Origin of the sequence: uncultured Tenacibaculum sp. (assembly GCF_947494125.1) — a bacterium.
Lineage (GTDB): Bacteria > Bacteroidota > Bacteroidia > Flavobacteriales > Flavobacteriaceae > Polaribacter.
The window spans coordinates 669112-684407 of sequence record NZ_CANLTU010000002.1 but is presented as its reverse complement, the minus strand read 5'-3'; the positions used below and the strand labels follow the sequence as shown (position 1 = coordinate 684407).

Below are 15296 nucleotides of genomic sequence, written 5' to 3'. Positions count from 1 at the left end.
ATTTTCTTGTTTACAGATTTTTAAGCATCCAAACATTACAAGAATAATGTCCTGTGTTTCCTATTGGCTTGTCTAAGTTTGTAAAACCATTTTTTTTATACAAAGCTCTAGCGGCTTCCATATAAGGCATGGTTTCTAAATAGCACTGAGTGTAGCCTTGTTTTTTAGCTTCGGTTAAACAATGGTCTATTAGTTTACTTCCTAATCCTTTTCCTCTAGTAATAGGTAAGAAATACATTTTTTGAAATTCACAAACAGCATTTTCAGTACCTTCTAACTTAGCAAAACCAGCACCTCCAACAATTTTATTGTCATGTTCAATTACAAAATAAGCTGCATTTTCTTTTTGGTACGTTTCAAACATTAAATCGGTAGCTTTATCTTCATAGGCAGTACCAACTTTAGGGGCTTCAAATTCAATTAAAACCTCACGTATAACTTTCGCTATTTGTTGATTGTCACTGGGTTGTATTTCTCGAATAATAAAATCTGAGGGTGTCATAGGAATACCTTATTTTTGCATTGCAAATTAGCTAAAAAATGAGAATTCGTATGAAGAAATTGGTGTTTTTTATAGTTGTATCATTAATTATAGGATGTTCTGTAAAAGAAAAACCTGTATTTATAAAAGTAGATGATGTAAAAATAATGTCAATAACACCAGATACAATACATTTAAACGCAAATGCTTTTTTTAAAAATCCAAATGATATTGGAGGAAAGATATCTACAGATGAAATAAAAGTATTGATTAATGGTGATGAAATGGCTAAGGTGTCTTCAGAAGTGTTTAAAGTTCCTGCAAGACAAGAATTTGCAATTCCATTAAAAGTTGTGATACCAACTAAAAAAGTGTTTTCTAGTGAAGGTGGTGGAATTTTAGGAGGATTGATTAATTCACTACTAAGTAAAAGTGTAAAAGTTCAGTTTAAAGGAGATATAAAGTATAAAGTTTTAGGTTTTTCTCATATTTATCCTATTGATAAAACTGAAGACATTAAAATAAAATTATAGCCTTTTTTGAATCACGAAAAATACATAAAACGTTGTTTAGAATTAGCAGAGAAAGGTATAGGAACTGCACGTCCTAATCCTTCTGTAGGAGCTGTGGTTGTTTACCAAGATCGTATTATAGGAGAAGGATATACAAGCGCCTATGGTGGAAATCATGCGGAAGTAAATGCTATAGATGCTGTTAAAAATAAAGAACAGTTAAGAGAAGCAACCATATACGTAACACTTGAACCATGTTCGCATTATGGAAAAACACCTCCTTGTGCCGATTTAATTGTAAAAAATCAAATACCCAATGTAGTAATAGGTTGTATAGATACCAATAGTTTGGTAGCAGGAAAAGGTATAGAACGATTAGATAAAGCTGGTTGTAATGTAACTGTTGGGGTATTAGAAAATGCGTGTAAAGAACAGCATAAACGATTCTTTACGGTACAAAACAAAAAGCGCCCTTATATTATTTTAAAATGGGCAGAAACTAATGATGGTTTTGTAGCGCCTTTAACTAAGGATGAACAAAAACCAGTTTGGATTTCTAATCAATATTCACAACAATTAGTACATAAGTGGAGGAGTGAAGAACATGCTATTTTGATAGGAACTAATACTGTAATAGCTGATAATCCTTCGTTAACCGTGCGTAGTTGGACAGGAAACAATCCAATAAGAATAGTGTTAGATAAAAGTCTTCGAGTACCACAAGATGTAAATGTGTTTGATGGCAATGTAAAAACTATTGTGATTACAGAAGAGAATAAAAAAAATTATCATAGTAAACAAAGTGAAACTATCTCTTATGAAAGAATAGATTTCAAAAAGAATATAGCACAACAAGTATGTGAAGTTTTGCAAAAGCACAATATTCAATCGGTTATTGTGGAAGGTGGTACTAAGACTTTACAAACATTTATAGATGCTGAATTATGGGATGAAGCTAGAGTTTTTGTAGGTAATTCAGTATTTGGAAGTGGAGTTAAGGCTCCAGAGATAAAAGGTAAATTAATAAACAAAGAAAGCATCGATAGCGATGTGTTAAAGATATATATAAATGATTAAAAACATCATTTTTGATTTTGGTGATATATTCATCAATTTAGACAAAGAAGCTACCTATAAAGAGTTAGCAAAGTTAGGAGTAAGTGATATTTCACAAGACATGATAGAGACCTATTATAAGTATGAGATGGGGTTAATTTCTACTGATGAGTTTGTGAATTTTTATCAGAATAAATTTCCGCAATTAAATAGAGAAGATTTAGTAAACGCATGGAACGCTATTTTGTTAGATTTTCCATTACATAGATTGGAGTTCCTTAAAGAGCTTGTGGCTTCTGAAAAGTATCGAATATTCTTGTTGAGCAATACAAATGATTTACATATTTCATGGATTCAAAACGATTGGGGGGCTGAATTATACAATGATTTTAAAAGTTGTTTTGAACAATTTTATTTGTCACATGAAATAAACTTGAGAAAACCCAATACAAATATCTATGAATTTGTATTAGCTGAGAATAATTTAAACGCTGTTGAAACTATTTTTATAGACGATACAGAAGAAAATACCAATGCAGCAAAAGAATTAGGAATGCATGTTTGGAATTTAACTCCAGGAAAAGAAGATGTGGTTGATTTATTAACGAGGAAAGAGTTTTAACGTGAATTATTTAATACTAAGTATTTTAGTTTCAAGTTTACTATTTGTAATCTTTAAACTATTTGATGTTTTTAAGATTAATACATTACAGGCTATTGTTATTAATTATGCTATAGCATTATCTTTTGGATTATTTTCATCAAATATACCTTTGTCAATAGTAGAAATACCAGAACAGCCTTGGTTTTTTGGAGCTTTTTGTTTGGGGTTTTTATTTATATCTGTATTTAATGTAATGGGGCTTACAGCACAGAAGAATGGACTTTCGGTAGCATCTGTTGCAGGAAAAATGTCTGTAGTAATTCCTATTATCGTTGGTATAATTGTTTATAAAGAAAGTGTAGGTTTTGTAAAAATTATAGGAATTTTAATGGCTTTAGTAGCGGTTTATTTATCCTCTGCAAAAAGCGATACTTCTCCAGTAAAGTTTAAAAACTTACTATATCCATTATTACTATTTATAGGATCGGGATGTATAGATGCTGGTTTAAAATATGTAGAAAGCACCTCGGTACCAGCAGGAAATGTACCAATGTTTTTAGCAACCATATTTGGTTGTGCATTTATATTAGGATGTTTCTTTGTAATTATTCAAATGATAAACGGTAAGTTTCAATTTTATTGGAAAAATTTAATTGGAGGAATTGCATTAGGAATTCCTAATTATTATTCAATGGAGTTTTTAATAAAAGCTTTGCAAACTAAAGGGCTAGATAGTTCAACGTTATTTACAATTAATAATGTGTCAATAGTAATATTAACTACAGTTTTTGCATTGCTCTTTTTTAAAGAAAAACTAATAAAAAAGAATTGGATTGGCATTGGACTAGCTGTAATTAGTATTTTATTAGTAGCTTCGGCATAATGGAAGAGGTAAAAGACACTTATAAAACAATTGATGTTCCTTCAGAAGAAACATTATTTAAAGATAGAAATAGTAAATTCTTTGGTTATGCATTTTCTGTATTTTCTGAGGAAGATATAAAAGAGGCTTTAGATGGTTTAAAAAAGAAGCATCATTCAGCACGTCATTTTTGTTATGCATGGCAGTTAGGAACAGAAACTACAAGATTTAGAGCAAACGACGATGGTGAACCTAGTAATTCTGCAGGGATGCCTATTTATGGACAAATACAAGCTTTTGAAGTAACCAACATACTTATTGTTTCAGTTCGTTATTTTGGAGGAACAAAACTTGGAGTAGGAGGGTTGATAAATGCCTATCGTACTTCTGCCCAATATGCTTTAGAAGCGTCAGAAATTATCGAAAAAACAATAGATATCCAGTATAAGCTAACTTTTGATTACGATATGATGAATAAAGTACAGCGTATTATTAAGGAAAGAAATTTAAATATAATTGCTCAGAAATTAGAAATGAATTGCGAATACACCATTTCTGTACGTAAAAAGGAAGCCCAAACTATATTCGAAATTTTTGAGAACCTTTTTAAAGTGGAGGTAAAAAAAGTAGAATAATTACTACATTCCTATTTTTAAATGTTTTAGAAGCAATTTTTTACTATAGGTTTTAGTGAGGAATAAATAAATGCTTTACATTTGTATTGCTAAATGAAAAAATAAATTGCTAATTCAATAATAAACTTTATGAGAATATTAATCATAAGCATTTTTACAATGCTTTTATGCGTATTTGTTAATGCGCAAGAACTACCTAAGATTGTTCCACCTTCACCAGAGGCATCAGCATTATCAGAATTTACAAATGTTCCAGTATCTCATTATACTGGCTTACCAAATGTTTCGGTACCAATATATACAATTCAACAAAAGGGAATAACAATTCCTATTAATTTAAGTTATCATGCAAGAGGTGTGAGAGTTTCAGAAACAGCTCCCAGAACAGGAATGGGATGGTCTTTAGTATATGGGGGGTCAATATCTAGACAAGTAAGAGGAAAGCCAGATGAATCTCCAAATAATGGATATTTAGTAAATAAAGCTGATTTTACGAGTTATTTTTTAAGTGAGCATACACGAAATATATTAGTTGCAAGAGAAGTTAGTGATCCGAGTTATGATTTCTATCCAGATCAGTTTAGTTTTAATGCAGGAGGAACTAATGGAAAGTTTGTGTTGAATTATGTAGATGGAGAACCTGTTGTACAAAGTTTTGGAGACGTTGAAGTATCCTATACTAGAGAGAATGGATTTAGTGGGAAGATAGATTCTTTTATAGTAATTGATTCGCAAGGGAATAAATATTATTATGGAAAATCGAAAGATGGGTTAAGAGCAGCACAAGATTATCAAAACTCAATAGGAACGACAATATCTTTTGTTACTAATGTAGAAACAGACCTTCCCCCATCTAGCGACGAAACAGTATACAGTTCATGGAAACTAATGGATATAGAGACAGTTTATGGAGAGTTAATAAGTTATTTTTATAGTGAAGATACTACTATTTATTATAGTAAAGGAGCAGATAAACATGCACAAATAGATCCATATCATGCAGATTTTCAAGGGCAATATCCTAAAGATCATGGTCCGAATTCAACAATAAATATGTCGAAGATTGAAAAAATTACGACTAGACTTTCTAAGGTTTTTAACTATGAAAAGCAATTAACAAAGATAGAGTTTAATCAAGGGAGAGATAAGGTAGAATTTACGAAATCACAAAATAAAAGAGCGGATTCAGATGGATATTCATTAGATAAAATTTCAATTTATAATGATACTAAAAGAATAAAGTCATTTAACCTTAATTATAGCTATACGACTAGTACAGATCAAACAAATCTATTATGGTATTTTGTAGGAAATAGTGTTTTTGATAAATATTTAAAACGAATGTTTTTAAGTAGTATACAAGAGGAGGCTGTTAATGGAGAAATGCTCCCTCCTTATACATTTACTTATGATTCAACAGTACTACCAAGTACATTTTCATCGCGCCAAGATTACTGGGGTTATTATAATGGTGCTGAAAATAATGGGCCATTTACAAGAGCATTTGATTATGGTAATTACAAACCAGATAGAAGAGTAGATGTATTAAAATCGGAAGCAGGAATTTTAAAACAAGTTAACTACCCAACAGGAGGTATTTCGAAATTTACGTATGAGCATAATACAGGAAGGGTTCCAGAAGATTTTAAAAGTTTAAAATTACCAAGTATTAATCCAGGGTCAGTAGGAGAAGTCGAACTGATACTTACCAAAAAAGATTTTGCATATACATCAGGAGGCTATACTCCATATCAGGTTCAAATTCCTGGTGCAACAAATGTTGTTTATAGGTTTGAGTGTAAGCATTTTAAAAGTGAAGGAGATACTACTCCCGACTGCCTTTTCAATTTCACTATTGATCAAGGAGCTGTAAACCTAAGTGAAAATATTACACTTATGACAAGTATTAATAGTAATTATTCGGGGCATGTTTCAATAGGTGTTTCAGCACCTATAGTTCCAGGTGTAGACCCTGATTTACATTTAGGTGAAAATTATGATTTTCAAATTACTATTAAATATGATGCTCCTAACAATAGGAATAATTTATATGGAGCAGGAAAACGTATAAAAAAAATAGAAAATATTAGTGATAATGGAGAAGCGATTATTAAAGAGTATGAGTATGTTTTTCCTTTAGATGGAGTTTTATCACCTACAATTTCTAGTGGAGGAATTATAGGGTTGCCAGCTTATTTAAATACAATAAAGGATGTAAATAATAATGTTTATTTAAATAAATATTACGATGAAGGTAGTGCATATAGTAGTTTTCAGCCCAATAGTATAGGGTATTCATCTGTGATAGAGTATCAAGGAACAAAACAAAATAATCTAGGAAAAATAGAATACACATATACAAATATGATGGATACTGGAGGCGATTATTATGAGTTTCCTTATCATCCATCTACAGATAATGAATGGTTACGAGGGAAGAATATTAGAACAAAAGTTTTTAAACGAGTAGCAAATGGAGAATATTCTTTAGTGAAAGAAGTTTATAATAAGTATTTGTATGGTAATAATGAATATATAGCAGATTTCGAACATACAGGCGATATAAAGCATATAGAATCGGAAACTAATAGTTTTATTTTTACACCAAAAGGAACAAGGTACAATTGGAAATCAAACTCAACAGTTTCTACTATTAATTCAAGGACTTTATTTAAACTTCCTTTATTCATGAGAGAAAGAATTCCATGGGAAACAGGTATTAATGTATCGGATACTAATAATTGGGGGTATCGAGTATATCACTTAACAGGAGGTACAGTAAATTTAAAAAGAACAGAAGAAAAAAACTATTTAGACGGAAAGGAATTAAAAACAAAAACGGAGTATTTTTATAATTACGATACGCATTATCAGGTAAAAAGAACAGAGGTAACCAACAGTAAAGAAGAAAAGTTTAAAACAATAAATTACTATCCAGATGAAGTAGAGTCAATAAATTCATTAGGACATGATAACCTTACTACTGCAGAGTTTAATGCTATAAAAAAGCTGCAAAAGAAAACAGCAACTAATACAGATGGACAAAATAGAGTAGCAACACCAGTACAAGTAGAGAGTTATAAAGAAGACAATTTATTAACAACACAGCGTACCAATTTTTTAAGCCAAGGAGCTAATTTGGTGCTCCCTAAAAATGTACAAACATCAAGAGAGACAGATGTTTTAGAAGATCGTGTGGTATATCATGCATATGATGCTAAAGGAAATCCAACAGAGGTAAGTAAAAAGGACGGAACCCACATCGTTTATATTTGGGGCTATCATCAAACCCAGCCTGTAGCCAAAATAGAGAATGCAACTTTAGCAGATATTCCAAGTGCTACAATTATAAGCATACAAAATGCTTCCAATTTAGATAAAGATACAGCAAGTGAAAATACTTTACGCACAGCTTTAAATGGGTTACGCGGAGTATCAGCCTTGTCAAAAGCACAGATAACAACTTTTACGTATGATCCGCTAATAGGAGCCACGAGTATCACGGATCCACGAGGACAAACGATGTATTATGAGTATGATGATTTTAATCGCTTACAATTTGTAAAAGATAAGGATAGAAATATATTAAAAGAAACAAAATATAAGTATAAAAACTAGTAAGCTATGAAAAGACTAGAAAAACAATTATTCCTATTCTTATTGCTATTAGGGGGAGTAATTTACGGACAATTTGGAGGAGATCCAGGAATAGATCCAGGAGGCTCAGGATTTGGAGGGGGTATCGAATTGATACCTATAACAGGAGCTACTAATGTAGATTTAAACAGTACTCATATCTATACAGTAACAGCTCTTGGAGGCGACCAGCCCAGTAGAGGAAGTTGGGAAGTGCCAGGAGCAACGATAATAAGTAGTTCAGCAACACGAGCAACGATAAAGTGGACGAGTGTAGGAAGTAAAGAAATGACTTATAGAGGAAGTTTAGGAACGCGTAACTTTTTGAGTCCATATTTTGTTACCGTAAATGCTTTACCAGTGGCTCCACCCACACCATCAGTACCTACCATATCGCAAAATAATTGTGGAAGTATGGTGTTATCTAGAGCAACACCACCAAGTGGAATAACATGGTATTGGCAAGGGACAAATGGAAATGGAACAGGAGCAGGTTATTCTAATAGTACTTATAATGTATCTAACTCAGGGCGTTATTATTTGAGAGCACGAGATAATAGTAGTGGACTATGGAGTGCAGCCTCTTCATCTATACAGGTGAGCGTAAAAACCATTCCATCAGTACCACCAACAGCATCAGTGGTAAATAATTGTGGAAGTTCAGTATTAACCAAAGGAAGTCAACCAAGCGGCATTACTTTTTACTGGCAATCAAGCGCAAGTGGTACCTCTACTAGTAATTCAAGTACAAGCATCAATCGTACTAGTGGTTCGGTATACTATTTAAGAGCAAGAAATAACAGTAGTGGCTGTTGGAGTTCAGCACGAAGTGTAAGTTATAGTATCAAAACAGTGCCATCAGTGCCACCAACAGCATCGGTAGTAAATAATTGTGGAAGTTCGGTATTAACCAAAGGAAGTCAACCAAGCGGCATTACTTTTTACTGGCAATCAAGTGCTTCAGGTACGTCAACGAGTAATTCATTAACAAGTTTAACCAGAACCAGTGGTTCGGTATATTATTTAAGAGCAAGAAACAACAGTACAGGCTGTTGGAGTTCATCACGAACAGTGAGTTATAGTATTAAAACAATCCCATCAACACCAACCACACCATCAGTAGTCAATAATTGTGGAAGTTCAGTATTAACCAAAGGAAGTCAACCAAGTGGGATTACTTGGTATTGGCAGTCAAACGAAAGAGGTACATCAACAAGTAATTCATCAACGAGTATTACCAGAACTAGTGGTTCGGTATACTATTTACGTGCAAGAAACAATAGTACAGGCTGTTGGGGAGGTTCACGAACCGTAAATTATAGTATAAAAACCATTCCATCGATACCGCCAACAGCATCAGTGGTAAATAATTGTGGAAGTTCGGTATTAACCAAAGGGAGTCAGCCAAGTGGCATTACTTTTTACTGGCAATCAAGCGCTGGAGGAACCTCTACGAGTAATTCAGCAACAAGTTTAACCAGAACGAGTGGTTCGGTATACTATTTACGAGCAAGAAACAACAGTACAGGCTGTTGGAGTTCGGCGAGAAGCGTAGGTTATAGTATCAAAACAATCCCGTCAGTGCCAGCAGCTGCCTCGGTAGTCAATAACTGTGGAAGTTCGGTATTAACCAAGGTTAGTCAACCAAGTGGCATTACTTTTTACTGGCAGTCAAGTGCAGGAGGAGAATCAACGAGTAATTCATCAACAAGTATTACTAGAACGAGTGGATCGGTATATTACCTAAGAGCACGAAACAACAGTACAGGCTGTTGGGGAAGCTCACGAACCGTAAGTTATAGTGTAAAAACCATTCCATCAGTGCCAGCAGCTGCCTCGGTAGTCAATAACTGTGGAAGTTCGGTATTAACCAAGGTTAGTCAACCAAGTGGCATTACTTTTTACTGGCAGTCAAGTGCAGGAGGAGAATCAACGAGTAATTCAGCAACAAGTATTACTAGAACCAGTGGATCGGTATATTACCTAAGAGCACGAAACAACAGTACAGGCTGTTGGGGAAGTTCACGAACCGTAAGTTATAGTGTAAAAACCATTCCATCGGTGCCAGCAGCTGCCTCGGTAGTCAATAACTGTGGAAGTTCAGTATTAACCAAGGTTAGTCAACCAAGTGGAATTACTTTTTACTGGCAGTCAAGTGCAGGAGGAGAATCAACGAGTAACTCAGCAACAAGTATTACTAGAACCAGTGGATCGGTATATTATCTAAGAGCACGAAACAACAGTACAGGCTGTTGGGGAAGTTCACGAACCGTAAGTTATAGTGTAAAAACCATTCCATCGGTGCCAACAGCTGCCTCGGTAGTCAATAACTGTGGAAGTTCGGTATTAACCAAAGGAAGTCAACCAAGTGGTATTACATTTTACTGGCAATCAAGTACAGGAGGTACGTCAACGAGTAACTCAGCAACAAGTTTAACAAGAACCAGTGGTTCGGTATATTACTTACGAGCACGAAATAATAGTAGTGGTTGTTGGGGAAGCGCAAGAACAGTAAACTATACCATTCAACAACCTTCAACATGGTATGCAGATACCGACGGCGATGGTTATGGAAATTCAACAAGCATCACAAGTGCATGTTCAAAGCCATCAGGTTATGTAGCAAACTCAAGTGATTATAACGATAGTACGACAAATATTACGAATATAGCCCCACAGACCTTTTATTTAGATGCGGATAATGATGGATTTGGAGATCCAAACACGAGTGTTTATTACAGTGTGAAACCATCAGGTTATGTAACCAATAACACCGATAATTGTCCAAATACAGCAGGAGCAAATAACGGATGTAACTATACAGCACCAGTTTTTAGTAATGAGAATTATGTATTTACAAGAGCCTATAGAAAAGGAATGACGAGCCCATCGGGAATAACAGATGCAAGTGATGTGGTAGAAAGTATAACTTATTTCGATGGTTTAGGAAGAGCCAAGCAAAGTATAGGAATCCGTCAAGGAACCAGTGGTAAGGATATTGTAACCCATATGGAGTACGATGCTTTTGGAAGACAAATCAAAGAGTATTTACCCTATGCAACAACGAGTCAAAACGGTTTAATAAGCACAGGAGATATCGCAACAGCTACCAAAACCTATTATCAAACAGCGTATAGCGAAGATTTTGCAGGAGTTCCATTACCAGCGATAAATGCCTATTCAGAAAAAGTATTAGAGAGCTCGCCATTAAATAGAGTGTTTGAACAAGCAGCACCAGGAAAGGATTGGGCAAAAGGGAGTAGTTTCTCATCAAAAGGTTACACCAATAATAGTCATAGTATTAAGTTTGAATATAGTGCGAATGAAGCGAATGAAGTAAAAATATTTGGAGTTACAACTACATATGCAAATAATACGTATACGCCAAGTTTAACAGGAGGAGCTACGTTTTATCCAGCAGCAGTTTTGTATAAGACAATCACTAAAGATGAGAATTGGGAGCTAGCAGATGGTGTAAATCATACCACAGAAGAGTTTAAAAACAAGCAGGGACAGGTAATCTTAAAACGAACCTATAATAATAGTGAAAAGCATGATACCTATTATATATACGATGATTTTGGGAATTTAAGCTATGTATTGCCTCCAAAGATAGATGGTAGCATAGCTACATTAAGTAGTATAAATAGTAAATTAAACGACTTAGGGTATCAATATAAGTACGATTATAGAAACCGATTGGTAGAAAAAAGAATACCAGGGAAAGACTGGGAATATATTGTATATAATAAGTTGGATAAACCAATATTGACGCAAGATGCTAATCAAAGAATAGAAATACCTAATGAATGGTTACTTACTAAATATGATGCTATTGGACGTGTAGCTTATACAGGGATATATAACGATAATTCAACAAGAGTTCCTTTACAAAATGCTCTTTATAGTAATTCTTTTTCTCAATATGAAACAATGACAACTGTTTCTCAAAACATAACAGGAGTTAATATTTACTATACAAATGGAGCATTGCCTACAGGAGCTATTACTATTTACACCATTAATTATTATGATACTTATGTAGATGTACCAGCAGGATTAACTTCAACGGTAACAACGAGCTACGGAGTAACATCAACAGTAACGACTAAAGGATTAGCCACAGTAAGTAAAGTACGCGTATTAGGAACCAATAACTGGATAACCACAGTAACTTATTACGATGAAAAAGCACGACCAATATATGTGTATTCTAAAAACGATGAATTACAAACAGTAGATATTCTAGAAAGTAAGTTGGATGATTTTACAGGAAAAGTTTTAGAAACAAAGTCTACTCACAAGAAAACAGGAAAGTCAGATATTGTAACGGTTGATACGTTTACTTATGATAATTTAGATAGGTTACTAAGTCAGATACAAAAAATTAATGAGCAAGTATCTAATAGGGTTGTAAAAAACAATTACGATGAACTAGGACAGTTAGCTTCTAAAATAGTAGGAAATGGAACAGCTGTAGGTTATAAAGATGTAACCTCTGGAATTACAATTAATGATGATGTAATTACAAAAACTGGAGCTAATGGTTGGGATGCAGGATTAACCACTATAGGTAGTATTCAAACAACTGGTTTTGTAGAGTATAAACTACCAAAGAAATATATGCATTTTATGGTTGGTTTATCAGAACAAAATACGGATGCCTACTTTGGATCAATATCATATGCAATATATAATGCAGGAACAGCTATACAAGTATTTGAAAAAGGAATATTAAAAGGAGTTTTTGGAAATTCAGAATTAGATGATGTGTTCAAAGTAGAGCGTATAGGTAATCAGGTGTATTATAAGAGAAATGGAAATGTTTTTTATATATCAAAACAAATATCTATAGGAGTTTTAGTAGGAGATGTTTCAATGTATTCTACAGGAGGCCAAATAAAAGACTTAAAAATAGTAGATAATAATAAAGGGTTGCAAACTGTAGATTATCAGTATAATGTACGCGGATGGTTAAAAAACATAAATCAAGATGCAAATAATGATAATGATTTATTTAACTTTACGTTAAAGTATAACGATGTAACCGATGCTAATAAACGTTTGTATAATGGAAACATCAGTGAAACAAATTGGAATACTTTAAGTGTAAACAATACACCAAACTCTGTAAGTAATAAGTATGTGTATACTTATGATGCTTTAAATAGAATTACAAGAGCAGATGATAATACAGGGAGATATGATGTATACGGAATTAGTTATGATAAGAATGGAAATATTATCAATTTAAGAAGAGATGGACATACCGACCTAGGAGGAACCAGTTTTGGAGTCATGGACAATTTAGTATATTATTATAACGGAAACCAATTACACTCTGTTACCGATAGTGGAAATGTTACCTATGGATTTAAGGATGGAAATATATCAGATAGTAATTACAGTAATGGTGATGGCGATGATGATTTTAAATATGATGATAATGGTAACATGATTAAAGATGCAAACAAAGGAATAACCAACATTGTTTACAATCACTTAAATTTACCAACGCAGGTAACCATAGGAAGCGGAACTATAAATTATACCTACGATGCCGCAGGTATGAAGTTAAAGAAAGTAGTAAATGGTATAACAACAGAGTATGCAGGTAATTATATCTACGAGAACAATGTATTACAATTCTTTAACCACCCAGAGGGTTATGTAAAACCCGTCTTTGCGAACGGTAGTGCGGCAATCTCATCATTTGATTATGTATACCAATACAAAGATCACTTAGGAAATGTTCGATTATCGTATACAGATAATGATAATAATGGTGTTATACAAACTGATGGTCCAAATTCAGAAATTGTAGAAGAATCTAATTATTATCCTTTTGGTTTGACTCATAAAGGGTATAATACAATTAAGAATATTGGTATTGGAAATGCTAGTGCGCAGAAGTTTGGGTATAACGGAAAAGAGTTAGAAGAAGGTTTGGGTATTCAGTGGATGGATTTTGGTGCTAGAAATTATGATGCTGCCTTAGGTAGATGGATGAATTTAGACCCTTTAGCAGATGATATGGAGCAAATTAATATGAGCCCTTATACAGCATTTTGGAATGACCCAATTAAGTATAATGACCCAACAGGGATGAAGCCAGAAGATGATTATGGGTTGGATACTAAAACAGGAGAGCTAATTTTCTTAAGAGAAACAAAGGGTAACACTGATACGATTTATACAGGTGAGATTACAAATATGAATGACGATGGTTCTCAGAATTTTAAAAAAGATGGAGGAGGAAAAACATTTAAAAAAGGAAGTAGTAATATAAAGGAAGTCACAACAGCTAAAGACAGTGAAGGAAATGTTATAGGTTCTGGGTCAGCTCATTTCCAAGGATTAGTTTTTAATGAAGGTAATCTTGAAATTGGATTAGAAGTAATGGAGTTTATATCTTTCAAATCAAATATAGAGCTAAGCGCTTGGGGTTTTGAGAATAGTAAAGGACAAGGACTTTTTATTTCACACTGGAGTGATAATGATGCTTTCAGTGCTAGAGAAGATGTTAGTTATTTTACTGATAATGTAGTTAAAAGACAGTCAACTAAAATTTATGGTAAAAAAATAGGACATATTCATACTCACCCAGGAAGCAAGGATGGTAGAGGAGGATTTGGAACTCCAAGCGGAGGAAAAGGATTCGATATTGGTGATAGGAAAAATAGATTATTAGGAAAAAACAAAAAATACCCATACTATATAAACTCTAAACATGATGGCTGGAAAACATATTAAATTTTTAATTTTTATTACAATTTTTATTACAAATTGTAAAACAAATGTGAATACAGAAAAAAGTATTCGATTAATAGTTAATAATTATATTAAAGAAGAGTTAAATTCAGTAAATGAGCACTCAATTATTTGCGTAAGTAAAGATTCTGCAATTAATTATGAATTAATTAGAATTGCTAAATATGCTAATTTATTGGATGTAAATAGTCCAATACCCAATCATTTTGAGAGTATTGAAGGGAACAAAATTGTTTACTATACTCAAAATAATAATACTAAAAAAGAATTAGATAGCATTAAAAAGCTATTAGATGAAAATTCATATTATAGAAAGGATTCAATTTATTATAGCTCAAATTACCCAGAGTGGATTGTTTTAAGAAATAAAAATTCTAAAAAACAAGTCATAGTTAAAAACATGTGGTATCAACCTATAGATTCTATAATTAAAAAATATAAAAAGGAAATAGAATAGAATTTACCAAATGCTACTGTAGAAGATAATTCTTAGTAGTGAAGTAACATATTAAAACAAGCAAGAAGATGGACTTAGGTTCATCTTTTTGTTTTTGCGGGAGTTTTTATGTGTGTTTTGTCGCTAGCGTAAATAAGTATCAGTGAGTATAATAGTAGTTAGATTTAAAAAGAATGATATAACTATTTATAATATGTATACTTACATTTTTATAGTTTCTCACGGATTTAAAATCCGAGAGATCCGTTTTTCTTAGGTTTTTACCTCCAACGGAGTTCGCTG

At 33.0% G+C, this 15296-nt stretch carries 9 protein-coding genes; 8 read left to right on the top strand and 1 reads right to left on the bottom strand.

Annotated features, from left to right (window positions below; all coding sequences use genetic code 11):
• Positions 1 to 10: 10 nt before the first annotated feature.
• Complete coding sequence (locus Q0881_RS06730; protein WP_299158047.1) at positions 11 to 502, bottom strand: GNAT family N-acetyltransferase; 492 nt, start codon at positions 500 to 502, stop codon at positions 11 to 13.
• 38 nt (positions 503 to 540) lie between these two features.
• Here Q0881_RS06730 and Q0881_RS06725 point away from each other — a divergent pair, with 38 nt between their 5' ends.
• The 8 genes from Q0881_RS06725 to Q0881_RS06690 all read left to right on the top strand — a co-directional run bounded on the left by Q0881_RS06725 (position 541) and on the right by Q0881_RS06690 (position 15014).
• Entirely contained in the window at positions 541 to 1014 is a 474-nt protein-coding gene (locus Q0881_RS06725) for an LEA type 2 family protein (RefSeq protein ID WP_299158044.1), read from the top strand.
• A 6-nt stretch (positions 1015 to 1020) separates the two neighbouring features.
• The gene (ribD, locus tag Q0881_RS06720; RefSeq protein ID WP_299158041.1) at positions 1021 to 2070 is read left to right on the top strand and encodes a bifunctional diaminohydroxyphosphoribosylaminopyrimidine deaminase/5-amino-6-(5-phosphoribosylamino)uracil reductase RibD; all 1050 of its coding nucleotides are present in this window, start codon (positions 1021 to 1023) and stop codon (positions 2068 to 2070) included.
• Complete coding sequence (locus Q0881_RS06715; protein WP_299158039.1) at positions 2063 to 2671, top strand: HAD-IA family hydrolase; 609 nt, start codon at positions 2063 to 2065, stop codon at positions 2669 to 2671. The genes ribD and Q0881_RS06715 overlap by 8 nt, the downstream gene beginning before the upstream one ends.
• Before the next feature lies 1 nt (position 2672).
• Complete coding sequence (locus Q0881_RS06710; protein WP_299158036.1) at positions 2673 to 3536, top strand: EamA/RhaT family transporter; 864 nt, start codon at positions 2673 to 2675, stop codon at positions 3534 to 3536.
• On the top strand, positions 3536 to 4150 hold the full coding sequence (locus tag Q0881_RS06705) for a YigZ family protein (protein WP_299158034.1): 615 nt from the start codon (positions 3536 to 3538) through the stop codon (positions 4148 to 4150). Before Q0881_RS06710 ends, Q0881_RS06705 begins: the two co-directional genes overlap by 1 nt.
• Before the next feature lie 129 nt (positions 4151 to 4279).
• The gene (locus Q0881_RS06700; protein ID WP_299158032.1) at positions 4280 to 7768 is read left to right on the top strand and encodes a hypothetical protein; all 3489 of its coding nucleotides are present in this window, start codon (positions 4280 to 4282) and stop codon (positions 7766 to 7768) included.
• Between the two features lie 6 nt (positions 7769 to 7774).
• Positions 7775 to 14539: a DUF6443 domain-containing protein gene (locus tag Q0881_RS06695; RefSeq protein ID WP_299158029.1), complete on the top strand. Its 6765-nt coding sequence runs from the start codon at positions 7775 to 7777 to the stop codon at positions 14537 to 14539.
• Positions 14517 to 15014: a hypothetical protein gene (locus Q0881_RS06690; protein ID WP_299158026.1), complete on the top strand. Its 498-nt coding sequence runs from the start codon at positions 14517 to 14519 to the stop codon at positions 15012 to 15014. The genes Q0881_RS06695 and Q0881_RS06690 overlap by 23 nt, the downstream gene beginning before the upstream one ends.
• Positions 15015 to 15296 lie beyond the last annotated feature (282 nt).